The sequence below is a fragment of the Actinoplanes sp. URMC 104 genome, assembly GCF_051386375.1.
GTDB lineage: Bacteria > Actinomycetota > Actinomycetes > Mycobacteriales > Micromonosporaceae > Actinoplanes.
Window position 1 is genome coordinate 933,257 of record NZ_JBPQTO010000004.1, and the last position, 21,364, is coordinate 954,620.

General features: G+C 69.1%; 23 protein-coding genes, 1 tRNA gene, 1 other RNA gene and 1 pseudogene. 17 read left to right on the plus strand and 9 right to left on the minus strand.

The window, feature by feature from the left end; translation table 11 throughout:
- The first annotated feature begins 244 nt into the window (after positions 1–244).
- From ACSNN8_RS18175 to ACSNN8_RS18215, 9 genes and pseudogenes are all read left to right on the plus strand, one after another.
- Positions 245–760: a PadR family transcriptional regulator gene (locus tag ACSNN8_RS18175; protein WP_436650389.1), complete on the plus strand. Its 516-nt coding sequence runs from the start codon at positions 245–247 to the stop codon at positions 758–760.
- A 55-nt stretch (positions 761–815) separates the two neighbouring features.
- A complete protein-coding gene (gene prfB / locus ACSNN8_RS18180) occupies positions 816–1,928 on the plus strand; it encodes a peptide chain release factor 2 (protein WP_436650390.1) in 1,113 nt (370 codons plus the stop codon).
- 154 nt (positions 1,929–2,082) lie between these two features.
- Positions 2,083–2,763: a cell division ATP-binding protein FtsE gene (gene ftsE, locus ACSNN8_RS18185; RefSeq protein WP_436650391.1), complete on the plus strand. Its 681-nt coding sequence runs from the start codon at positions 2,083–2,085 to the stop codon at positions 2,761–2,763.
- Positions 2,764–2,833: 70 nt separating this feature from the next.
- On the plus strand, positions 2,834–3,709 hold the full coding sequence (gene ftsX / locus ACSNN8_RS18190; protein WP_436650392.1) for a permease-like cell division protein FtsX: 876 nt from the start codon (positions 2,834–2,836) through the stop codon (positions 3,707–3,709).
- 183 nt (positions 3,710–3,892) lie between these two features.
- The gene (locus tag ACSNN8_RS18195; protein WP_436650393.1) at positions 3,893–5,056 is read left to right on the plus strand and encodes a M23 family metallopeptidase; all 1,164 of its coding nucleotides are present in this window, start codon (positions 3,893–3,895) and stop codon (positions 5,054–5,056) included.
- Between the two features lie 52 nt (positions 5,057–5,108).
- The gene (gene smpB / locus ACSNN8_RS18200) at positions 5,109–5,585 is read left to right on the plus strand and encodes an SsrA-binding protein SmpB (RefSeq protein WP_436650394.1); all 477 of its coding nucleotides are present in this window, start codon (positions 5,109–5,111) and stop codon (positions 5,583–5,585) included.
- Positions 5,586–5,652: 67 nt separating this feature from the next.
- The gene (locus tag ACSNN8_RS18205) at positions 5,653–6,279 is read left to right on the plus strand and encodes a cellulose binding domain-containing protein (protein WP_436650395.1); all 627 of its coding nucleotides are present in this window, start codon (positions 5,653–5,655) and stop codon (positions 6,277–6,279) included.
- A gap of 24 nt (positions 6,280–6,303) precedes the next feature.
- Positions 6,304–6,679, plus strand: a transfer-messenger RNA (tmRNA) gene (ssrA, locus tag ACSNN8_RS18210).
- A 182-nt stretch (positions 6,680–6,861) separates the two neighbouring features.
- Positions 6,862–7,729, plus strand: a pseudogene (locus ACSNN8_RS18215) (AraC family transcriptional regulator).
- A gap of 57 nt (positions 7,730–7,786) precedes the next feature.
- On the opposite strand, the gene ACSNN8_RS18220 reads toward ACSNN8_RS18215, so the two are convergent.
- From ACSNN8_RS18220 to ACSNN8_RS18230, 3 genes are all read right to left on the minus strand, one after another.
- Complete coding sequence (locus ACSNN8_RS18220) at positions 7,787–8,137, minus strand: winged helix-turn-helix domain-containing protein (protein WP_436650396.1); 351 nt, start codon at positions 8,135–8,137, stop codon at positions 7,787–7,789.
- Positions 8,134–8,880, minus strand: coding sequence for a hypothetical protein (locus ACSNN8_RS18225; RefSeq protein ID WP_436650397.1), 747 nt, complete (start codon positions 8,878–8,880; stop codon positions 8,134–8,136). The genes ACSNN8_RS18220 and ACSNN8_RS18225 overlap by 4 nt, the downstream gene beginning before the upstream one ends.
- A gap of 91 nt (positions 8,881–8,971) precedes the next feature.
- Complete coding sequence (locus tag ACSNN8_RS18230; RefSeq protein ID WP_436650398.1) at positions 8,972–9,646, minus strand: lytic transglycosylase domain-containing protein; 675 nt, start codon at positions 9,644–9,646, stop codon at positions 8,972–8,974.
- 132 nt (positions 9,647–9,778) lie between these two features.
- Here ACSNN8_RS18230 and ACSNN8_RS18235 point away from each other — a divergent pair, with 132 nt between their 5' ends.
- Entirely contained in the window at positions 9,779–10,258 is a 480-nt protein-coding gene (locus tag ACSNN8_RS18235) for a VOC family protein (protein WP_436650399.1), read from the plus strand.
- Here ACSNN8_RS18235 and ACSNN8_RS18240 read toward each other — a convergent pair.
- Entirely contained in the window at positions 10,213–10,761 is a 549-nt protein-coding gene (locus tag ACSNN8_RS18240) for a hypothetical protein (protein WP_436650400.1), read from the minus strand. The genes ACSNN8_RS18235 and ACSNN8_RS18240 overlap by 46 nt on opposite strands.
- Before the next feature lie 65 nt (positions 10,762–10,826).
- Here ACSNN8_RS18240 and ACSNN8_RS18245 point away from each other — a divergent pair, with 65 nt between their 5' ends.
- Positions 10,827–11,393, plus strand: a complete 567-nt coding sequence (locus ACSNN8_RS18245; protein ID WP_436650401.1) for a TetR/AcrR family transcriptional regulator — start codon at positions 10,827–10,829, stop codon at positions 11,391–11,393.
- Between the two features lie 3 nt (positions 11,394–11,396).
- On the opposite strand, the gene ACSNN8_RS18250 is transcribed toward ACSNN8_RS18245, so the two are convergent.
- On the minus strand, positions 11,397–12,194 hold the full coding sequence (locus ACSNN8_RS18250) for an S-methyl-5'-thioadenosine phosphorylase (RefSeq protein ID WP_436650402.1): 798 nt from the start codon (positions 12,192–12,194) through the stop codon (positions 11,397–11,399).
- Positions 12,195–12,262: 68 nt separating this feature from the next.
- Between ACSNN8_RS18250 and ACSNN8_RS18255 the strand changes: the two genes are divergently transcribed.
- The 5 genes from ACSNN8_RS18255 (at position 12,263) to ACSNN8_RS18275 (ending at position 15,470) form a co-directional block, all read left to right on the plus strand.
- On the plus strand, positions 12,263–12,856 hold the full coding sequence (locus tag ACSNN8_RS18255; RefSeq protein WP_436650403.1) for a YqgE/AlgH family protein: 594 nt from the start codon (positions 12,263–12,265) through the stop codon (positions 12,854–12,856).
- 76 nt (positions 12,857–12,932) lie between these two features.
- A tRNA-Ala gene (locus ACSNN8_RS18260) sits at positions 12,933–13,005 on the plus strand.
- A gap of 368 nt (positions 13,006–13,373) precedes the next feature.
- On the plus strand, positions 13,374–14,222 hold the full coding sequence (locus ACSNN8_RS18265; protein ID WP_436650404.1) for a hypothetical protein: 849 nt from the start codon (positions 13,374–13,376) through the stop codon (positions 14,220–14,222).
- 124 nt (positions 14,223–14,346) lie between these two features.
- Positions 14,347–14,925 (plus strand): 3'-5' exonuclease, encoded by a 579-nt coding sequence (locus ACSNN8_RS18270; protein ID WP_436650405.1) that lies wholly within the window; start codon positions 14,347–14,349, stop codon positions 14,923–14,925.
- 179 nt (positions 14,926–15,104) lie between these two features.
- Entirely contained in the window at positions 15,105–15,470 is a 366-nt protein-coding gene (locus ACSNN8_RS18275) for a hypothetical protein (RefSeq protein WP_436650406.1), read from the plus strand.
- Between the two features lie 133 nt (positions 15,471–15,603).
- On the opposite strand, the gene ACSNN8_RS18280 is transcribed toward ACSNN8_RS18275, so the two are convergent.
- The 3 genes from ACSNN8_RS18280 to ACSNN8_RS18290 form a co-directional block, all read right to left on the minus strand.
- Complete coding sequence (locus ACSNN8_RS18280; protein WP_436650407.1) at positions 15,604–18,735, minus strand: COR domain-containing protein; 3,132 nt, start codon at positions 18,733–18,735, stop codon at positions 15,604–15,606.
- A 126-nt stretch (positions 18,736–18,861) separates the two neighbouring features.
- Positions 18,862–19,317: a response regulator gene (locus ACSNN8_RS18285; RefSeq protein ID WP_436650408.1), complete on the minus strand. Its 456-nt coding sequence runs from the start codon at positions 19,315–19,317 to the stop codon at positions 18,862–18,864.
- Positions 19,318–19,364: 47 nt separating this feature from the next.
- Positions 19,365–19,754 (minus strand): response regulator, encoded by a 390-nt coding sequence (locus tag ACSNN8_RS18290; protein ID WP_436650409.1) that lies wholly within the window; start codon positions 19,752–19,754, stop codon positions 19,365–19,367.
- A 121-nt stretch (positions 19,755–19,875) separates the two neighbouring features.
- Between ACSNN8_RS18290 and ACSNN8_RS18295 the strand changes: the two genes are divergently transcribed.
- Positions 19,876–20,721, plus strand: coding sequence for an LLM class flavin-dependent oxidoreductase (locus ACSNN8_RS18295; RefSeq protein WP_436650410.1), 846 nt, complete (start codon positions 19,876–19,878; stop codon positions 20,719–20,721).
- On the opposite strand, the gene ACSNN8_RS18300 is transcribed toward ACSNN8_RS18295, so the two are convergent.
- Positions 20,705–21,361 (minus strand): GntR family transcriptional regulator, encoded by a 657-nt coding sequence (locus ACSNN8_RS18300; RefSeq protein WP_436650411.1) that lies wholly within the window; start codon positions 21,359–21,361, stop codon positions 20,705–20,707. The genes ACSNN8_RS18295 and ACSNN8_RS18300 overlap by 17 nt on opposite strands.
- Positions 21,362–21,364: the final 3 nt, after the last annotated feature.

The following is a 21,364-nucleotide window of genomic DNA, read 5'->3' on the forward strand; positions in this document are numbered from 1 at the left end:
TGGAGAACGCACGCGTTCCGCGAAGGCTCGCTGTACGGTTTCGTCCGTTTCCTGCCCGGCATCGCCGTCTGACCGATTAATGAGTGCCATTTTAGCTGGTCAAGACCAAGTTCCGGGCGAAACGCGCCGGGAACGACCCTCGTGGTCGGACTGTCTGTGCGGGACAGTCGCTTGTGGAGACGCAAACTGGACGGATCGGGCGAAATCCTGGACGTCGGCGCGACAAAGTGGCAGCTTAGAAGGCATGCCCGACTCTCAAATCAATCCCACGGCTGCCGCACTGCTCGGCCTGCTTCACGAGGGGCCGATGACCGGCGGACAGCTCATGGCGGCTGCCGAACGCCGTCTCGGGCCATACTGGTCGATGACGCGGAGCCAGGTCTACCGCGAATTGCCGGTTCTCGCCGAAATGGGGTTCGTCCGTCTCGGCAAGCCCGGTCCCCGATCAAGCCAGCCCTACGCCATCACCGCCGCCGGCAAACGAGCCTTCAGCCGGTGGCTCGCCGAGCCCGCGGGCCGGGACGCGCTGCGCAACCCGGTCGCCCTGCGGGTCGCCTTCGGCGATCAGCACAGCGGCAACCAGCTGCAGACCCTCTACACGGGCGCCAACGAGTACCACGCGGAGGCGCTCGCGATGGCCAGGGAGCAGGCGAAGGAGGCCAAGAAGGCGGGCGACCAGTACGGCGCCGCGGCCCTCGAGTTCGCCGTCGCCTATCACAAGGCCGCGCTCAGCTGGCTCAAGGCCGCACCGAGCACCTGACACAACCCACTGCCCCGGCCAGCTTTCTGGCCGGGGCGGCGTAGTCTTGACTGTCGTGACCGCTGCCGACTATCCCGAGCAACTCAAGACCCTCGACGCCACCCTGCGCAACATCGAAAACGTCCTGGACGTCGACAAGCTGCGCCGGGACAAGGCCGACCTCGAGGAGCAGGCCTCCGCGCCGGACCTGTGGGACGACCAGGCCCGGGCGCAGGAGGTCAACAGCCGTCTCTCGTACGTCTCCGGGGAGATCAGCCGGATGGAGCGTCTGCGCTCCCGGCTCGACGACGCCGGCCTGCTGCTCGAGATGGCGCAGGCCGAGGGCGACGAGGCCTCCGTCAACGAGGTGGGCGAGGAGCTCGTCTCGCTGAGCAAGGCCATCGAGGAGATGGAGGTCCGCACGCTGCTGTCGGGGGAGTACGACTCCCGCGAGGCGGTGGTGGCGATCCGGGCCGGCGCCGGCGGCGTCGACGCGGCCGACTTCGCCGAGATGCTCATGCGGATGTACCTGCGCTGGGCCGAGCGCCACGGCTACCCGACCGAGGTCTACGACACCTCCTACGCCGAGGAGGCCGGGCTCAAGTCCGCCACCTTCGCGGTCAAGGTCCCGTACGCCTACGGCACCCTCAGCGTCGAGTCGGGCACCCACCGCCTGGTGCGCATCAGCCCGTTCGACAACCAGGGCCGCCGCCAGACGAGCTTTGCCGGCGTCGAGGTCATGCCCGTGGTCGAGCAGACCGACCACATCGACATCCCGGAGAACGAGCTGCGCGTCGACGTCTACCGCTCGTCGGGCCCTGGTGGACAGAGCGTGAACACGACCGACTCCGCCGTGCGGCTCACGCACATTCCGACCGGCATCGTCGTGACGTGTCAGAACGAGAAATCGCAGCTGCAGAACAAGGCTTCCGCCATGCGCGTGCTCCAGGCGCGGCTCCTCGAGCGCAAGCGCCAGGAGGAGGAGGCGAAGATGGCGGGCCTCAAGCAGGACACCACCGGCTCCTGGGGCGACCAGATGCGCTCGTACGTGCTGCACCCCTATCAGATGGTCAAGGATCTGCGCACTGAGCAGGAGACGGGCAACCCGTCCTCGGTCTTCGACGGCGACCTCGACGAGTTCATCGAGGCCGGCATCCGGTGGCGCAAGCAGACCCAGAAGGCCGGCTGATCCTCGCCGGTCCGGCCCCGGACGTACGGACGGCGACCGCGCCTGAACGTTGGGTCAGGCGCCGCCGTCCGGACGCGGGTTTCTCCACCCGTGGTGCACATTGACGGACCCGGCGGGGTTGGCGTTTTCGTTACACCGCGTAGACTGCGTTCCCGTGATTCAGCTCGAGAACGTGACGAAGACGTACCCGAAGGCGTCTCGGCCGTCGTTGGACGATGTCAGCGTCGGTATCGAGAAGGGTGAGTTCGTCTTCTTCATCGGCCCCTCCGGTTCCGGCAAGTCGACGATCATCAAGCTCCTCCTGCACGAGGTGGCGCCCACCCAGGGCAAGGTCATGGTGAACGCCAAGGACGTGACCTCGCTCCGGTCCTGGAAGATCCCCCACTTCCGCCGCTCGATCGGCTGTGTGTTCCAGGACTTCCGCCTGCTGCCCAACCGCACGGCGTACGAGAACGTGGCCTTCGCCCTCGAGGTCATCGGCAAGACCAAGGCGGTCGCCCGCCGGGTCGTGCCCGAGGTCCTCGAGCTGGTCGGCCTCGGCGGCAAGGAGCACCGCTACCCGCACGAGCTCTCCGGTGGTGAGCAGCAGCGTGTCGCGGTCGCCCGGGCGTTCGTGAACCGCCCGCTGATCCTGCTCGCCGACGAGCCGACCGGAAACCTCGACCCGGACACGTCGATCGAGATCATGCGGCTGCTCGACCGGATCAACCGCACCGGCACGACCGTCGTGATGGTCACCCACGACTCCAACATCGTCAACCAGATGCGCCGCCGCGTCATCGAGATCGAAAGCGGCCGTATCGTGCGCGACCAGGCTCGCGGCGTCTACGGCTGAGCCCGGCTCCGCCAACCGTTCCCCCTCGAGAAGAACCTGAAATGCGCGGAGTCCCGGAAGGAACCCCCCGATGCGCTTGAAGTACGTCCTCAACGAGGTCCTGGTGGGCCTGTGGCGAAACGTCACGATGACGGTCGCCATGATCATCACCATGGCGGTCTCGCTGACCATGCTGGGCGCGAGTGTGCTGCTGTACATGCAGGTCGACCAGATGAAGAACTACTACTACGGCGAGATCGAGGTCTCGGTCTTCCTGCGCACCGACGTCACCGAGGCGCAGCGGGCGGCGATCGACAAGACGATCTCGGAAAACCCGCTGGTCGCCAGCCGCACGTACGAGACCCGCGAACAGGCGCTCAAGCGGTTCCAGGAGCTCTGGAAGGACTCGCCGGAGTTCGTCAAGTCGGTCGGCCCCAACAGCCTGCCCGAGTCGTTCCGGGTCAAGCTCAAGAACCCGGAGACCTACAAGACGTTCACCGACCAGATGACCGGGATGCAGGGCATTCAGGACATCATCGACCAGCGTGCGCTGCTCGACAAGGTGTTCAACATCTTCAACGCCATCCAGGTGGGTGCGCTGGTGGTCGCGGGGGTGATGGCGTTGGCCGCGCTGCTCCTGGTGGGAAACACCATCCAGGTCGCCGCGTACAGCAAGCGCCGCGAGGTCGCGGTCATGAAGCTGGTCGGCGCGTCGAACTGGTTCATCCAGGCGCCGTTCGTGCTCGAGGCGGTGGTGGCCGGCGTGATCGGCGCCGTCCTCGGCTTCGTCTTCCTGTTCGTCAGCAAGCTGGTGCTGTTCGACAACAAGCTCCAGGCGCTCACGAACATCCTGACGCCGATCGACAACGGCAACGTGTGGCTCATGCTGCCGCTGCTCGCCGGGGTCGGCGCGCTGGTCAGCGCCATCACGGCGTGGATCACGCTGCGCTTCTACCTCAAGGTCTGACGCCCCGCCGAGCTGCTCACACCGCGGCCGCGTCCCGGATCACCGGGATGCGGCCGTTGGGCGTTTTAGGCGTGAAGGCGTGGATGATCGCGTTACGGTGCCTGGGTGTGGTCCAAACGTCGACATAGCCGGAAAAGTGCCCTTCTGGTCTTTTGCGCGGGCCTGCTGATCGCACCCCACCCCGTGCGGGCCGACCCGGGGGACAGCGCCGCCGAGCGCGCGAACCGGGCCGTCCAGCGCGCCGAGTCCGTCCTCGAGCACGCCACCGACGTGGCGCGCGCGGCCGCCCGGCGCCTCGAGGCCGCGACCGCCGCCATGCCCGCGGCGCAGAAGAAGGTCGCCACCTCCCGGGGCGTGGTGGACGCCGCCCTGGCCTCGGCCACCACCGCCTCCCGCAAGGCCAAAGAGGCCCGGGCCGCGTACGCGAAGGTCGCCGGGCGGTTCGAGCAAGCCCAGAACCGGGTGGACGAGGCCCGTGAGCGGGTCGACGAGATCGCCACGGCCAGCTACATGGGCAGCAACATCGCCCGGCTCAACGTGCTCGTCGACGCCTCCGGGCCGGCCGACATGATGGACCGGCTCAGCATCGTCGACCAGATCATGCGCAACCAGCAGCACGACGTCGACACCCTGGTCGTGGCGCGGCGCGACGCCCGTACGGAACAGGACCGGGCGGGTCTCGCCAAGCGCGCCGCCGAGGAGGCCGAGGCCGCCGCCCGCGGCCGGTTGCGCGCCGCACGGTCCGCACAGGCCGCCGCCCAGCGCGCGCAGCAGGCCCTGCTCCAGCTGGCCCGGACGCGCGCCGCCGCGCTGCGGGTCGCGAACGCCCAGCGCTCCGCCGTGCTCGCCCGCTACCGCGCGGCCAAGGCCGAGGAGTCGCGGATCCAGGCGGCCCTGCGCGGCTACTCGCGCAAGTCCGGTGAGGGCCGGTACGGGGGCGGCCGCCTGCTCATGCCGGTCAACGGCTGGAAGTCCAGCGACTACGGCTGGCGCTACGACCCGTACTACCGGGTCTGGCAACTGCACGCCGGCATGGACATAGCGGCGGGCGGGGGCACGCCCATCCACGCTGCCGCGTTCGGCCGGGTGATCAGGGCCGGATGGGCCGGCGGGTACGGCAGATACACCTGCATCAGCCACGGCCGGATCGGCGGGGCCGGGCTGCAGACCTGCTACGGGCACCAGTCGGCGATCCTCGTGCACGTCGGCGAGTACGTACGCCGCGGCGAGGTGATCGGCCGGGTCGGCACCACGGGCGCGTCCACTGGCAACCACCTGCACTTCGAGACCCGCTTCGACGGCTCACCCCGCAACCCGGTGAACTATCTGCCTCCATGTCTGTGTTGAACCCCGGGTAACATTGTCCGGCTGGTTCACTTCTCCATAGGAGGTCGGCGGCATGCCACGCGAGCAAGGCCGCAAGGTCGTCGCCTCCAACCGCAAGGCCCACCACGACTACGCCATCCTCGACACCTACGAGGCGGGCATGGTGCTCACCGGCACCGAGGTCAAGTCGTTGCGGGCCGGGCGGGCCTCGCTGGTCGACGCGTTCGGCCACGAGAACGGCGGCGAGATCTTTCTGCACGGGATGCACATCCCGGAGTACACGCAGGGCACCTGGACCAACCACGAGCCCCGCCGCGTCCGCAAGCTGCTGCTCAAGCGCGACGAGATCGCGAAGATGCGCAACAAGCTGCGCGACGACGGCGTGACGCTGGTGCCGCTCCAGGTTTATTTCCACAACGGTTACGCCAAGGTCGAGATCGGCCTCGGCAAGGGCAAGAAGAGCTACGACAAGCGGCAGGACCTCGCCTCGCGCGACGCGCAGAAGGAGATCAGCCGCGCGCTCGGCCGGCGTGCCAAGGGCATGTCCTGACAGGTACTCTTCCCCGCCGGCACTTTCGATCACCGCCGGCGCGATCGTGTCGGGGAGGGGTCGGGGAGTGGCAGCCAAGCACTCCGTGCGCGTGTTCGGCACGGCCAGGTTCGTGTTGAGCTTCGCCGTGGCGATCCTCGTGCTGCTGGTCGTGTGGGTCGCGGTGCGCGCCGTCGGCCCCGCCGAGGCGTCCAAGGCCCCCTCGCTGGTGCTGCCCGCGCCGTCGCTGCGGGTGACGCCCGCGGCCCCCACCCGTACGCCCTCCCGTTCCCCGGCGCCGTCGAAGACCTCGGCCACGCCCCGAGCCACCACCCCCACCCCCGAGCGGACCCGTCCCACCACCACCCGGCCCGCCCGGACGACCGCGCCGCCGCCCGCGACCGACGTCGAGGCCACGCTCTCGGTCCGCGCGAGCTGGGAGGACGGCTACGTCGCCGCGGTCCGCGTCGTCAACGACGGCGACAAGCCGGTGTCGTGGCGGGTGACCGTCAGCCACTCCCGCCGCGACGACGTGGAGCTGCGCGGGGTGTGGAACGCCAGCGGGAACCAGCAGGGCAACAGCATCGTCTTCACCGGCGGCACCCTGCAGCCGGGCGCCACCGCCACGTTCGGCTACCAGACGTCGTCGGGCGGCCGCGGCGGCGCGCGGCCCGCCGCCTGTAATGCAGTGGGCGGCTCGTGCAGCGTCAGGTAGGATGGCACAGTTGTTTCACTACCAGGGGGTGACTGGTTTCGACTTCGAATGTGGAGACAGGGGAAGCGAGCCGAGGAAGCCGACGTCGTCTCGAGAATCGATCGTCGGAAACCAATAAGCGCCGATTCCAATCGCGCTGACTTCGCTCTCGCCGCCTGAGGCGAGTAGCGAGTCTGTCGGACCGGGAGCACCTCCGTCCCGGATTTCCGGCATCAGCTAGGAGGTTGGCCTATCGGTCCCGGTCGCGGGGACCGTGCGGCGAGATCAATCAGCGACTGGGCCCGTCACTGGAACTAGCTCACGTGATTCCAGGGGCCGAGTAGAGGCACAGTGAGCTGCGCTCGGAGAAGCCCTGACGAAGCGACGAAGGACCCGGGTTCGATTCCCGGCACCTCCACTGACTGGCGGCCCCCTGCTCGCGGAAAGCGCGAGCAGGGGGCCGTTTCGGTTCTTCTGCTCAAAGGGGGCCGAGCCCCCGAAACCCTCCCGGCATGGCGTGCGCAGCACTTGATCGGATCGGGCCGCAGCGATCGGGCGCGGCCGGTACGTCCCCGGCCAAGGTTGACGTCGGAAGGGGACTTCATGATCTCGGCGCTCAACCGGCTCGTCGACCTTGTCGAGGAGAGCCTCACGAACGACCTCGATGTCAAGGCTGTCGCCGGCGCGCTCGGCACGACCGAGCACCACCTGCGGCGGATGTTCTCGTCGTTGGCCGGCATGCCGCTGTCGGAGTACGTCCGCCGCCGCATGACCGTTGCGGCCGCCGACGTCGTCCGGGGCGAAGCAGACTTGCTGAGCATCGCCGTCCGGCACGGATACGGCTCGGTCGAGGCGTTCGGGCGGGCTTTCTCCAGCGGTCCACGGAGCCGGCCCTGGTGACGTACGCCGCGATGGAGGGCCCCTTCGCGCACAACCACAGCTCAGGTTCCGCCTGACCGTCGAAGGGAGCGAACGCATGGACACCCGCATCGTCGACCGCCCCGCGTTCCGGCTCGTGGGGCACGCAGCCCGCGTTCCGCTGATCCACCAGGGCGCCAACCCACACATCCAGCAGCACATCTCTGCACTGCCACAGCAGGAGCACCTGCGCTTGAAGGCTCTGAACGACACCGAGCCGGCGGGCCTGCTCGCGGTCAGCGACGACCTCGACCCCGACCGCACCGAGGGCAGCGAACTGACCTACCTCCACGGGGTCGCCGTATCTCCGGAGACATCGACCCCGGACGGCCTCGACACCATCGGGGTCCCGGCCGGCAGATGGGCAGTCTTCCGGACCGCGGGGCCGCATCCGCAAGCTCTGCAGGATGCTTGGGCCGCGACCGCAACGGACTGGTTCCCCTCCAACCCGTGGCGTCTCCGGCCCGGTCCGGAGATCGTCGCGGTGCTCGAGCGCGCGGACGACTTCAGCACCGCAACCTGTGCGCTCTGGTTGCCGGTCGAACCCGCGTAACGGCACCTCACCTGCATGATCAAGTGCAGCCCCGGCCGGATGGCCGGGGCATCGCCGTTACGCGTCCCTGCTCCGTCGGTGGCGGAGCACCAACGCCTCGAGCGCGCGCAGCTCGGCGTCCAAGGCGTTACGGCCGACGGGCGTGATGGCGATCCACGTTCTGGGCCGGCGGCCCTCGTACCCCTTCGTCACGTCGATCAGGCGGGCCTCTTCGAGGACGGCGAGGTGGCGCGAGAGGTTGCCCCCGGTCAGTTTCAGCATGTCGCGGAGGTAGGTGAACTCCACGCGTTCGGCCTCCGCCGTGATGGTCAGGATGCCGAGCCGGTGCCGCTGGTGGACGGTGTCGTCGAGTGCCTGGGTGGGGTGTGCGGGGGCGGCCGCGTCCGAAGGGTCACGTGGCATGGTCATGTGCGGTTTCGGCGGGCCTGTTTCGTGGCGACGACGCCGGTGACGAGCAGGAGGAGGGCCGGCAGGAGCACGGTGGGAAGATATCCGAAGCGGGGGAAGTCGTCGCCGAACGGTGCCGTGTTGACGTACACCGGGGCCAGGGCCAGAAGGACGACCAGCAGCCCTCCGGTCGCGGCGAGCAGACGGCTGCGTTCCAGCCGGGCCAGGACCAGCAGGCCGACCGCGACCACGAGGATCGGGATCAGCCCCAGGTTGAGCAGGACGAAGATCGGGGCGAAGACGCTGCGGACGATGTCGGACACCGCCGTCGCGGTGCTGGTTGCCAGGAACTGCAGGACCGGGCCGAGCGCCAGCCCACCGAGCACGCCGAGGATTCCGGCCGTCAGGTAGGTGCGCGTCCGGGTCTGGACTCCCACTCTGAGCGCGTGCCGGCGGTACCACCACAGCGTGCCGAGATACCCGCCCAGGAGGGCGGCGAGCCAGTACCAGCCGATGGCCTCGGAGTGCTGGAGCAGGTCGCCGCCGAGTCCGGAGAGCGCGGGGTTGTCGTGGGGCGTCCGCAGGGCGTCCGGACCGGTGGGGTCGAGGTGCAGCGGCGTGGCGGCCAGCGTCAGCAGGCCGAAGAGCAGCAGGGGAAACGCGTACGCGTGCCGATCGCGGCGAACCGCCCCGCGCAGGAGCATCAGGTCGGCCAGCAGCCGCTCCGGTTGTCCGGTCTCTCCGCGTCGTGCGAAGTCAGCCATCGCGCACCTCCGTGTGCCGTAGCAATCAGTTTGGATTGCAAACCGGAGAAGCGCAAGGCCGTGCCGAAGGGTCCGACGGTGGTGAGCCGGGTCAGTAGTGGCCGTTGTCCTGGAAATAGCCCCAGGCGCCGCAGGGTGTGTCGTAGCGGCCCTTCACGTAGCCGAGGCCCCACTTGATCTGCGTGGCGGGGTTGGTCCTCCAGTCGGCGCCGGCGGAGGCCATCTTCTTGCCGGGCAGCGCCTGCGGAATGCCGTACGCCCCGGAGCTCTTGTTCTCCGCCTTGTAGTTCCAGCCGCTCTCGTGGTCCCACAGTTCCTCGAGGCACGGGAACTCGGAGATCGGGAAGCCCTTGTCGAGCATGAGCGCGCAGCCGATCTCGCGGCTCCCGGAGTACTCGTTGCAGGAGGCGGGGATCGGGCCGTCGTACGGCACCGGGCCCTTCGCCTCCTCCTTCTTGCGCTCCTCCTCCGCCTTCTTGGCGGCGGCCACCCTGGTCTCGGCCTTGTGCGCGCGCACGGCGGCGGACCGGGCCGCGGTGGCGGCCTGGGCGGCGGCGCGGATCTCAGCCTCGCGCTGGTGGGCGCGGGCGGCGGCGCGGCGGCTCTCGTGCTGTTTGAGCAGCTGCACGTCGAGGTCGGCCTGCACGGCGTCGGCCACCGACTCGGCGGCGGGCCGCGGCTGCGGGGCCTGCGAGTCCCGGCCGAGATGGACGCCGCCGATCAGACCCGCGACGAGTACGCCGACCGACACGGCGCGTACTCCCATCCGGCTCCAGAGCCCATTCACGAGCTTCCCTTTCGTCCGCTGCCCGCAACACCCTGGCGTATCGGAAGCGCGAAGGCAATATCGCGCCGGTAAAGGACGGGAACTGACCGCTGAAAGGGCGACGATTGCCGGATGAAGATTCCGCACGGTAAGGGAACAGTGACTCCGTACGTGGCCGCGAAGGGCGCCGAGCGGTTCCTTGCTTTCATCGAGGCGACCTTCCGCACCGAGCCGGCGCAGAAGGTGTTCAACCCCGACGGCACCATCGGCCACTCCGAGGTGACGATCGGTGATTCGGTCGTGATGGCGTTCGACGCCGACCCGGCCTGGCCGGACCTTCCGGCATTGCTCAGCGTCTATGTGGATGACGTCGACGAGGTCTTCGCCCGGGCGCAGCGCAACGGCGCCACGGTCGTCACCGGCATCTTCACCTCGCGGATCGTCGGGGCGCGGGGCGGCCGGCTGCGTGACCCGGTGGGCAACCTCTGGTGGGTGCAGACGCATCTCGGCGACCCCGACCTCGGCGCCTTCGAGGACCCGGACGAGCTGCGGATCATGCGGGACGCTCAGCGGTCCTTCGTCGACGAGATGGGCCGCCGCGCGAAGGCGTAGCCGAACGCCACGAACCCGTCGATCACGAGCACGAGCGTCCACAAGCGCATGACGTTCCACAGCGCGAGCGTCCGGCCGGCATCGCCGACGAGGGCGGTGAACAGACCCAGGACCAGACCCCCGACGACGTACGCCGTGAGGTGCCGCAGCCACATGCGGCGCTCGTGCGCGGCGCGCTCGCGCGTGCCCTTGGCCGGCGGCCGGACGGGCGGGGGCCCGCCGGCGAAGCGGTGCGCGAACCGCTGGTCCGCCCAGCTCAGCATCCGGTGGCCGTACGCGACCGACACCCCGAGGTAGACGGCGGCCAGCCCGTGCGTGGTCCCGGCCTCGCCGCCGCGCCGCAGGTCGATCACCGAGAAGGCGAGCAGTGCCACGTCGACCAGCGGCACCGACACCAGCAGCACCGTGCTCAGCGCGCGGGCCTTGAGCAGATAGCGCGCGGCCAGCCCGGCTCCGAGCAGCACCCAGAACCCGATCTCGCACGCGACGATGGCGACGATCATGCCTACCCCCTGTTTTCGCACGGTCGTGTCATAACCTTTGTAACACGACCGTGCGAGAATGGGGTGTGCCAAAAGTCGTCGACCATGAAGCCCGTCGCCGCGAGATCGCCGCCGCGGTGGGCCGTGTCATCGCCCGTGACGGCGTGGCGGAGGTGTCGATCCGGTCGGTCGCCGCGGAGTCGGGCTGGTCCTCGGGCGCGTTGCGGCACTACTTCGGCACCCGCGCCGAGCTGCTGGCCTTCGCCTGCGAGCGGGTGCTCGACCAGGTCACCGCGCGCATCCAGAACCTTCGACTGCCGGCGGACGTACGGGAAGCAGTTCGCATGGTCCTGCTGGAGACCATGCCGCTGGACGAGCGCCGCCGCACCGAGGCGACGATCGCGTTCTCGTTCGTGGCGCTCGGGCTCGGCGACCCGGCGCTGGCGCAGGTGCAGCGGCTGACCTTCACCCGCATGTACGAGCTGTGCCTGCAGCTGGCCGGCTATCTGGACCCGGACGGCGACGCCGAGGCCACCGCCCGCCGGCTGCAGGCAGTGGTGGACGGCCTCAGCATGCACGTGCTGGTCGGCCACGTCACCCCGGACGAGGCGACGCGCCGCCTCGACGGCTACCTCGGCGAGCTCACGGGCTGAGCGTCACGGCAGCTCGATCGGCAGCTCGAGACCGTCGAGAGCGGACGCGCACGGGCAGGTGCGCTCGGCCGGGAGCCGCGTCACGGCGTCGAGCAGCACGCCGCGCAGGCGTTGCGTGTTGTCGGCGAACACCCGGAACACCTCCTCCTGGGTGACGCCGTGCTCGCCCTCGACGCCGGCGTCCAGATCGGTGACCAGGGCGATCGCGGTGTAGCAGAGGCCCAGCTCGCGGGCCAGCACCGCCTCGGGGTGGCCGGTCATGTTGACCACGGCGCCGCCGATCGAGGTGAACCAGCGCGACTCGGCGCGGGTGGAGAAGCGCGGACCCTCGACCACGACCATCGTGCCGCCGTCGACCGGTGCGACGGGCTCGGCGGCGGCCAGCACCGCGCGGCGGCCGTCGGGGCAGTACGGGTCGGCGAAGTTCACGTGCACCGCGCCGGTGTCGTAGTAGGTCTGCGCGCGGCCGCTCGTACGGTCGATGAGCTGGTCGGGAACGACGAACGTGCCCGGCCCCAGCTCGGGCCGCAGACCGCCGACCGCACAGGGCGCCACGATCTGGCGTACGCCCAGCGCGCGCAGCGCCCAGAGGTTGGCGCGATAGGGGATCTTGTGGGGCGGGAAGCGGTGGTCGCGCCCGTGCCGCGGCAGGAAGGCCACGCGGCGGTCACCCACTCGGGCGACCGTGATCGGGTCGGACGGCGCGCCGTAGGGCGTGGGCGCCTCGTGCTCCGTGGCCCCGTCCAGCAGGGCGTACAGCCCGGAACCGCCGATGACGCCGATCTCCGCCGCTGGGTTCATGGGCAGACCTTATCGGTGGCCGGAATCTCGGGCTAATGTGCGATGCATGGCGTTGCTGGGGACGGCGAATGTATAGCGAGGGCCAGCGGATCGGAGGCCGGTCGATGGAGTCGATGACCGGTCGGCTCCTGGTGGCGACACCGACCCTCAAAGATCCGAACTTCGACCGTACGGTCGTGCTGCTCGTCGCCCACGAGACGGGCGGGGCACTGGGCGTGGTGCTCAACCGCGCGACCGAGGTGCCGGTCGCCGACGTGCTCGGCGGCTGGGGCGAGCTGGCCGGGGATCCCGCCGTGCTCTTCGAGGGCGGCCCGGTGCAGCCCGAGTCGGCGATCTGCCTGGCCCGCACCCGTCCCGAGGTCAAGAAGCGCGTCTCCGGGTTCCACCAGGTGGCCGGCTCGCTGGGCACGGTCGACCTCTCCGGCGACCCCGAGCGCCTGCGCGAGAGCCTGGCCGGCATCCGGGTGTTCGCCGGCTACTCGGGCTGGTCGGCCGGTCAGCTCGAGGAGGAGATCGCCTCGGGCTCCTGGTTCCTGCTCGACGCGCTGCCCGGCGACCCGTTCATGACCCGTCCCGACGACCTGTGGGCCATGGTCCTGCGCCGCCAGGGCGACATCCTCGCCGCGGTGGCGCACTTCCCGCCCGACCCGGCGCTGAACTGAACCCAGGGGGTCCCGGCGGGCCCCGTTCGCGGGTGTGTAGTATTTCCTCCGTGCCCGGGTGATCCGGGGACGGCAAGGGGCTGTGGCGCAGCTGGTAGCGCACCACACTGGCAGTGTGGGGGTCAGGGGTTCGAGTCCCCTCAGCTCCACCCTTGAGAAACGCCCGGACGGATGTCCGGGCGTTTTTGTGTGTCGGTTTTGCCGCACCCGATCGTTTCCCGGCCTTTCCGCGGATGACCCGGCTTATCCGTGATGCAACTTTCCCTGGTCCGTGCAAAGGCCAGATCTTGCTGCAGTCTGCATCTCGGTCGGCGGATCACGCGCCGCAAGCACGTCGGCACTCTGCATAGAAATACGAACCTGATGGAAGACCTTTATGCCGTCTTCGCCGCCGTTGTGGGGCTGATCCCGTTTCGGTTGATCACGCACGGAACCTCATTCACGGGACACCACGGAGTGAGCCGTCCCTCTATGGTGTGGCCCGCTCCTTTATTGGACCAAGCGACGGGGAAACACCATGAAGGCTTTGCAAGATCTGGACGTGGACAAGTTCTGGGAGAACGGCTACGCCATCCTCCGGAACGTCTACACCCCGGATGAGATCCAGCGATTCCGCGAGGGCGCCTTCGCGTCGCGCGGACGCGGCCCCGGCGACCTGCTGTCCAACCCGCTGATGCAGGACGCCCTGCTCGACGGCAACTTCGTCGCGGTCGCCCGCAAGCTGCTCGGCAGCGACGACATCTGGTACGCCGGCGACAGCTCCTTCACCATCAACTCCGGCCAGCGGGGCTTCCACAAGGACAACGTCGACCGCAAGGACCCCAAGGGGCCGGACTGGAACGGGCGCTACACGCTGCTCCGGTTCGGGATCTACCTGCAGGACCACTGGACCCACACCGGCGGGCTCAACCTGCGCGCCAAGTCGCACAACACCACCGACCACTCGTACGGCAAGAACGTCTACGTCCGTACGCGGGTGGGTGACATCGCCGTGTGGAGCATGCGCACCACGCACAGCGGCAACGGCGCGCTGCTGCGGTGGCCGTGGAGGAACAAGTTCCCCGAGCCCACCGAGATCCCGAACCTGCCCAAGTGGAAGGTCGCCAAGCCCGACGGCGACCGCCTGGCCGTGTTCGCCGCGCTCGGGCTCAACGACGCCCACCACGACCGGTACGTGGAGTACATGAAGACCCGCACGTACCTGGTCAACTCGTTCCGCGCCTCCAAGTACGACGACGAGACGCTGGCCAAGGCCGCGAAGATCGGCCTGAACGTCCGCGACATCGCCAAGGAGATCGAGGGCGACGACACGGTCGGCAAGAACGTCGCGTGGGAGCCGATCCCGTACGACGTCGGCGCCCGCTGACCCTCCCGGCAGCGGCACCGTCCTCTTCCGGCGGTGCCGCTGCCGCCCACTCTGCCTCCGGCGTCAGCTGCCGGGAGAGTGACTCATGCGGTCGGTGGCTCCGTGATCCACTAGCGTCGGGACCGTGATCATCGTTCTCGACCTCGAGTTCACGACGTGGGACGGCGCGCAGGAGCGCGGCTGGACCGGGCCCGGCGAGTTCCGCGAGATCGTCCAATTCGGGGCGTTACGCGTCGACGCCGGCAGCCTCGAGGTGGACGGCGAGTTCGACGCGCTCGTGCGCCCGCGCCGCAACCCCGCGCTGTCCCCGTTCTTCCAGACCCTCACGGGCATCAGCCAGGCCGAGGTCGACGAGCGCGGAGTTCCGTTCCTCGCGGCCCTCGACGCGTTCCTCGACTTCTGCGGCGGCGACTACGTCCTCTCGTACGGCAACGACATGGTCATCGTCGGCGAGAACCTCGTGCTCCAGGTGCCCGAGGGCCGCGCCCCGAAGCGGGGGCTGCCCCCGTTCCTCAACATCAGGCCGTACGTGAACGGCGTGCTCCCCGCGACCGCCGGGCTCTCGGCGGGCCGGCTCGCGCACGGACTCGGTCTGGCGGAAACAGCGGACCGCGAGCACAACGCGCTGGCCGACTGCTATTCGATCGTCGCGACGCTGGCCCATCTGCGAAAGCAGGGCCATCCGCTTCTCGAGATCGGGTGAAGCCGGCCGTTATTTCCCTGGCGCCGGGCTGCCGAAACGTATCGGTGCGCCTCCTCTTTTCGGATGTCGATCTTCCGGGCTACTTGGCGTGTTGAATGCGCCGTTTCCGGCGGGGTGCGTGCTTTTCTTGATCACGCACCGCCTGGAAGGAAATGAAGTAGTCCCGAAAGGAGAATGGCATGGAAAAGATGATGCGTCTCGCGACGGCCGGTCTCGGACTGGTGGCCGGGCTGGCCTTCGCGGCCGCCCCGGCACAGGCCGCCACCGCGGCGCCGTCCGCCGAGGGCAAGCAGTCCACCCAGGCCGACCGGCACCGGGACCGCGACGTCGTGGTCGGCTACTACCGCTCCCTGCGCGCCTGCGAACTGGCCGGCCGGATCGGCGAGCGCTTCGGCCGCTGGCACGACTACGACTGCGACTACCAGCGCCGGGGCTTCAACCGTGGCGTCTTCGCCCTCGAGGTCGAGCGCGGCTGGGGCGGGGCCCGTCCCGGCCACCACGGCGGCTGGGGCGGGGACCGTGCCGGCCACCACCGCGGCCGCTGACCGCATCCCCCGGTAACAACTGAGCACCGTAGTCCACCCATCAGTGCGCCTCTGCCCCGAGGCCACGGAAATGGAGGCGCGGATCAGATAGACAACGAAAACTCCACAGGTCCCCCTGCCGGTGCCGGGCACATCACGTGCCCGGCACCGGTGTGCCTAACACCTTCTCGAGAGCCTCGTGCAGTTGTGCGAATTCCGCTCCCCGATGCATCTCGGGCGTCAAGGTGTTCATGTCGCGCAGAATGTCGGTGATCCCGGCGACAGTGTTGCGAATTCGTTCGTAGAGGTCGAGGTCCTCGCGGATTCCCTGCAAATTCTCCTGACCCACGCCCCGCATGGCATCCTCGAGTTCTGCCTTCTGCCGCTCCCAGTAGCCGACGTGCTTGACCCGGTCGATCGGCCGGAAGATGCCGGCGTCCGCGAGCACGATCGGGAACACGCGGTCCCGGAACTCCGGCCGCGCGGCGATCTCGGTCAGCTCGAACATGCAGTTCTCCGACTCGAGGTACGCCTTGTCGAGCACCACGACGACGGCCTTGCCGGCGCCGAGCCGCCGCATGAAGCCGCGGATCGAGTCGCGGTACGACATCTCGTCCCGGTCCCGCACGACGGCGACGCCGCGCTCGCCCAGCCGGGTCACGATGCCGTCGACGAGCGCGTCCGCCTGACCTCCCCACTTGTACGAGACGAACACCTCGGGCTCCGGTGCGACACGTTCCTGCCGGACAGCACCGGTCCGCCACACGGGATCAGGTGACAGCTCGGCCAGGAGCGGGACGGGGTCGAGCAGCTTGCGGCTGACGCGGCACTGGATGAGGTCGCCGGTCCGGGCGAAGTCCTCCAACTCGCTGACCGGGAACATGCCAGGCTCCGCCGAGGCCTGGCACACGGCGCAGTTGCACGGCCGCAGCTTGCTGAATCTGATCTCGGGATACGAGCGGTGGATCAGCGTCAGCTCCCGGTCGATGATCGCCAGAAGCGTGCGCGGATCGGCTCCGTCGAGCCGGATGCGTAGTCGCCGCCGGTGGTACTCCTCGATGAGTTCTGCCCGGCCGTGGTCGTGGGTGAGAACCACGCCGGACCGCCACACCAGTGGGCCGTCGATCAGATCGTGGAGCGCGACGATGAGCCGGCGGACGATGCCCTTCGGCATGACGTCGTACTCGTAGCGCAGCGCCAGGGTGCCTGTCTCGCTCCACGCGTAGGCAGGCTGGGCCGGCGACAGCAGCTGGGGCGCGACATACCTCTGCTCGGGGCCGTCCACCGGGAAGCACAGAGCAAACTTGACCATGAGCTGCACGAGCTCGGCGTGCATGCCGGCGAAGGACTGCTCGTGCCAGATCCGCGGCAGATCGTTTCTGGCGAAGACGCCCAGGCGTGAGATGACCTCATCGTCGTCCAGCACCCGGTAGACCGCGCTCGTGCCCCACTCCGGCTTGAGGATGACCGTCTTGCGAAGCAGGTCGTCGTCCTGGAAGTACAGGCAGATGCCCAGGTCGTGCAGGAAGCCGCCGAGCTGCCGGATGTCGTCGTCGCGGGTGAACCCGTGCGTCCGGCAGATGCGGAAGAACTCCTCGGCGCTGATGTAGTCGCGGGTGTCGCGTTCCAGGGCTACCCGCACGTCACGCCAGGTCTTGGGCAGAGCCGCTCCGATGTGTGGCAGCGACTCGACCTCCTGGCGAATCTTCGCGACGGCGTCGTCGAGCCCGCTGTTGTCGGCCAGGTTGAGACTGATGGTGTCTCTGAGATGCGGGTACGCCTGCCGAAGCCCGGTCGTGTTCAGGGCCTGCGCGCGTCCCTGCTTCCGGTTCTGCACGATGATCAGCGGGCTGGCGCCACTGAGCAGGTTGACGACGTCGAGCCAGTACTGGAAGTCGGTGTCCTCCTTGCGCTCGTCACAGACCAGGACGTAGACCGATCGCTTGGTCAGGAAGAACTGATGCGTGGCGTGATAGATCTCCTGGCCGCCGAAGTCCCACACGTTGACGCGGAAGGCGCGATCGAGCATCCGCTCGGCGCCGCCGTCGCGAACCCGGATCGCGCTCGGGAAGCTCCAGGTGTGTACGTCGATGCCTTCGGTGGAGTCCTCCGACTCGTCAAGGGAGTACGAGGGATTGAGGATCTTCTTGGTCAGTGAGGTCTTGCCCGCTCCCGGCTCGCCGATGATGAGCAGTTTCGCCTCGGCGAGGTAGTCGACCCCGGCTTCCTCGTTCTGGAGCCAGTATCGCTTGATCGCTTCGAGGCCCTGCTGTGCGACCTCGGGCGGAGGGGAGACGAACTCGTCGGGAACCCTCGAGGCAGAGCTCGCCAGCTGGTCCGAGCCGATCGTCAGCGTGACGAGCTCGCTCAGCCGGAGCACGTCAGCCGGCACCTCGCTGATGGGACACCCGTCGAGATGGAGATCCTGGAGGCTGTGCAGGTTCCAGACACTCGACGGGATGCTGCGGAACTCGTTCGAGCGCAGATCCAGGCTGCGGAGTCCTCGCGCGAGCGACACCGACTGCGGCAGGTCGGTCAAGCCGTTGAACGCGAGCGCCAGATCCGTCAAGGACGGCAGGGTGAACAGCCAGTCCGGCAGGGACCGCGGCCGGACCGCCGCAAGGTCGAGCTTTTCCAGCCGGTGGAGGCGGGAGATCGCTGGAGGAACGTGCCCGAGCGGACAGCCGAACATCATCAACGACTCCAGCGAGGGCTGGGTCGAGAGGAGCGCGTCGGCATTGTTCTGTATCCAGGTCAGCGCGCCCCAGTCGTCTGTTGTGAACGGTGCGCCTGTCGGGACGACTATCGCGCCGGTGATGCGGAGTTCGGACAACCTCAAGTTGCCGGTCCGGGCGACGGTGAGGAGTTTCTCGAGTACGGGCTCCGTCGTGTCGCTGCCGATGTCCACGGCATAGACCAAACTTGGCGCGACTTCGAGACGTACCAGGGTGTCGGCGTCGAGGGCCCAACGCGCCTGTCGATGAGGCGGCAGATAGGTAGGCTCCATCCCGCGGACGTCGATCTCCTCGAGGCCGCCGAGGTCGCTCAACCAGTCAGGCAACGCGCGGTCGTCGTCCCGGCGGATGATCCGTTTGTCGGTGTCGACTTTCCGCAGGCCCGCAAGGCGCCGGGCAGCTACCGCGACTCCCTCGGTTTCGACGAACGTGACGAGGGTGTCGAAGTCGAGCGTGTCCAAATGGCCTGCCAGGACCGCCCGCAAGATTTCCGCTTGCGCTGGTGTGAGATCGGTTCTCGAGCCGGTCTTCGACCGCCACCAGCGCGCCACGCGTCGACACTACAGACCCGTTGCCGGCTCGGCAGCTCCTGATCGGACGGTTTTCATACGTACCGTCGCAGTGTGAATACCGGTCCGGTAGCCGCCGATGCCGTGATCGAGGCCCGCGCCGGGGTGTCACTGGCCGCAGGAGAGGAGTAGCCAGTTGAGGCGGCGCATCATCTCGTGGGAGGTGAAGGGCTTGGGCAGGTAGTCGTCGGCGCCGGCGGCGTAGCCGAGCTCGAGGTCGGCGGGGGCGCAGTTGCCGCTGATCATGAGGACGGGGATCTCGGCGGTCAGCGGGCTGGAGTGCAGGCGGTTGCAGACGGTGAGACCGTCGATCTGCGGCATGGTGACGTCCAGGATGATCACGCGGGGGCGGCGCTCGATGGCGAGGCTCAGCGCGGACCGGCCGTTGTCCGCCGTGATGGTGCGGTAGCCGGCGACCTGCAGGCGGAACTCGATGACGTCCCGTACGTCGTCATCGTCGTCGGCGATGAGGACGCTGGGGGACAGCGGCGCCGTGATCGGCCCGGAGGACAGCGCGCGGGCGAAGTCGTCGGCGTCGGTGGGCGGTGCGAGAAGCGCGGTCATTTCTGTCTACCTCCTGGTGCGGGAAACGGCTCAGGGGACTCGGCGGTTCAGCGGCCGGACGTGCCGCGTTCGGCGATCAGATCGCGCAGTTCGGCGACCAGGCGCCGGGGCGACACGGGTTTGGGCAGGTAGCGGTCGGCGCCGCAGCTCCGGGCGGCGTCGAGGTCGAACTGGTGCGCAACTGCGGAAATCATGAGGATCGCGGTGTCCCGGGTGGCCGGGTCGCGGCGCGCGAGCTGGCACAGCTCCATGCCGTTGAGCGCCGGCATCCGCACGTCGGTGATCAGGCCGGCCGGGCGGGCGACCGTGAGGATGCGCGCGGCGGTGTGCCCGTCCTTGGCGGCCACGGCGCGGAACCCGGCGGACTCCAGGGTCACGGTGAGCAGGTCGCGGATGTCGGGGTCGTCCTCCGCGACGAGGATCAGCTGGGGGGTCACGTCCCGCCCATCGACCGGCTCGGTGCGAGCACGAGGAAGATCCCGGTTGCCGGACGGTTGCAGGTTCGCCGGGGGCGAAAATGTGTGGGCCGTGCGGCGGAGCCGGGGCCAGGATCGGGCGATGGTGACCTTCTCGCTGCAGGCCCTGCCCGACACCGCCGCCGGCTGGCTCGACACCGCCCGCCGCGCCGAGGAGCTCGGCTTCGAGGCGCTCTACGTGGCCGACCATCCGGGGTCGTGCGCGTCCCCGTTCGTCGCGCTCGCCGCGGCCGCGGCCGTCACGTCACGGCTGCGGCTGGGGTCGTACGTCTCGAACGCCGGCGTCCGGGAGCCGATCCTGCTCGCCTCCGACGTGGCCACGCTCGACGTCGTCTCGGGCGGGCGCGCCGTGCTGGGGCTCGGCGCCGGGCACACCCCGGCGGAGTGGGAGGCGATCGGCAAGGTACGGCCGGACGCGGACGGACGCGTCGACCACTGCATCGCGGTGGCCGAGGCGACGACACGGATGCTCGCCGGCGAGGGCATGGCCGAGCCGCGGCCGGTGCAGGAGCGCGTGCCGCTGCTGATCGGCGGCGGCAACACGCGGCTGCTGCGCTGGGCGTCCGGGCACGCGGACCTGATCAGCCTCTCGGGGCTGGGCCGGACGCTGCCCGACGGGCACCTGCACACGTCGCGGTGGCGTCCCGACCAGGTCGACGCGCACGTCGAGCTCTGCGGCGGCAAGCCGATCGAGGCGCTGGTGCAGCACTTCGAGGTCACCGGCGACGCCGGAGCCGCCTACGCGGCCTACGCGAAGGAGTCCGAGGAGGACGAGGGTGCGGTCGCCACGTGCCCGTACGTCTTCGCCGGCACCGTGGGCGAGATCGCCGCCAAGCTGCGGGACGTGGAGCGGCGCTGGGGGATCACGCGGTTCGCCGTACGCCCTCCCGCGGTCGCCGGCGTGGCGGAGCTCAGGCGGGGTCGATGAACAGCTCGCGCTCGACCTGGGCCCGGTAGTCGACGTAGATCTGGCGGTAGCGGGCCAGCGCGCCCTTGCGGTCGCCCTCCTCGAGCAGCCGCAGGATCGCGTCGTGCCCGTCGATCCAGCTCGTCCACAGGTCGCTCTCGGCGGTCATCGCCAGGATGCGCATCGTCCGCGCGACCACCAGGTCGACCATCGACTGCAGCTCACGGTTGCCGCTCGCCAGGATGATGATCGTGCTGAAGTCGGCGCCGGCGGCCCCCGCGGCCAGCACGTTGCCCGCGGCCAGCGCCTCGACGAACTCTTTCTGCCGCAGGCGCAGCAGCTCGATGTGGGTGTCGGTGAGGTTGTCGACACCCCACTCGAAGCCCGCGCAGGCCAGCACGCTCATCACGTCGATCAGCTCGAGGGCGTTCTTCTGGGTGACCTTGGTGACGTGCCGGGTGCGGTTCGGCGCGATGTCGATCAGGCCCTCGACGCTGAGCTGGGCGATGGCCTCGCGTACCGGAGTGATGCTGACCCCCAGGCGCGCGGCGAGCTCGGCGTCCTTGATGAGCGTGCCGGGAGGCAGCTCGCCGGTGACGATCTCGTTGCGCAACTGACGGACGACCGCTGCGGTACGGGTCGGTGGGACCGCGTAAGACATACG

Excerpts from the sequence above, each read along its gene's own strand:
- ACSNN8_RS18175 (WP_436650389.1), top strand. The coding sequence starts at position 245 with ATGCCCGACTCTCAAATCAATCCCACGGCTGCCGCACTGCTCGGCCTG.
- ftsX (WP_436650392.1), top strand. The coding sequence starts at position 2,834 with ATGCGCTTGAAGTACGTCCTCAACGAGGTCCTGGTGGGCCTGTGGCGA.
- smpB (WP_436650394.1), top strand. The coding sequence starts at position 5,109 with ATGCCACGCGAGCAAGGCCGCAAGGTCGTCGCCTCCAACCGCAAGGCC.
- ACSNN8_RS18220 (WP_436650396.1), bottom strand. The coding sequence starts at position 8,137 with ATGACCATGCCACGTGACCCTTCGGACGCGGCCGCCCCCGCACACCCC.
- ACSNN8_RS18225 (WP_436650397.1), bottom strand. The coding sequence starts at position 8,880 with ATGGCTGACTTCGCACGACGCGGAGAGACCGGACAACCGGAGCGGCTG.
- ACSNN8_RS18230 (WP_436650398.1), bottom strand. The coding sequence starts at position 9,646 with ATGGGAGTACGCGCCGTGTCGGTCGGCGTACTCGTCGCGGGTCTGATC.
- ACSNN8_RS18235 (WP_436650399.1), top strand. The coding sequence starts at position 9,779 with ATGAAGATTCCGCACGGTAAGGGAACAGTGACTCCGTACGTGGCCGCG.
- ACSNN8_RS18240 (WP_436650400.1), bottom strand. The coding sequence starts at position 10,761 with ATGATCGTCGCCATCGTCGCGTGCGAGATCGGGTTCTGGGTGCTGCTC.
- ACSNN8_RS18250 (WP_436650402.1), bottom strand. The coding sequence starts at position 12,194 with ATGAACCCAGCGGCGGAGATCGGCGTCATCGGCGGTTCCGGGCTGTAC.
- ACSNN8_RS18255 (WP_436650403.1), top strand. The coding sequence starts at position 12,263 with ATGTATAGCGAGGGCCAGCGGATCGGAGGCCGGTCGATGGAGTCGATG.
- ACSNN8_RS18265 (WP_436650404.1), top strand. The coding sequence starts at position 13,374 with ATGAAGGCTTTGCAAGATCTGGACGTGGACAAGTTCTGGGAGAACGGC.
- ACSNN8_RS18275 (WP_436650406.1), top strand. The coding sequence starts at position 15,105 with ATGGAAAAGATGATGCGTCTCGCGACGGCCGGTCTCGGACTGGTGGCC.
- ACSNN8_RS18285 (WP_436650408.1), bottom strand. The coding sequence starts at position 19,317 with ATGACCGCGCTTCTCGCACCGCCCACCGACGCCGACGACTTCGCCCGC.
- ACSNN8_RS18295 (WP_436650410.1), top strand. The coding sequence starts at position 19,876 with ATGGTGACCTTCTCGCTGCAGGCCCTGCCCGACACCGCCGCCGGCTGG.
- ACSNN8_RS18300 (WP_436650411.1), bottom strand. The coding sequence starts at position 21,361 with ATGTCTTACGCGGTCCCACCGACCCGTACCGCAGCGGTCGTCCGTCAG.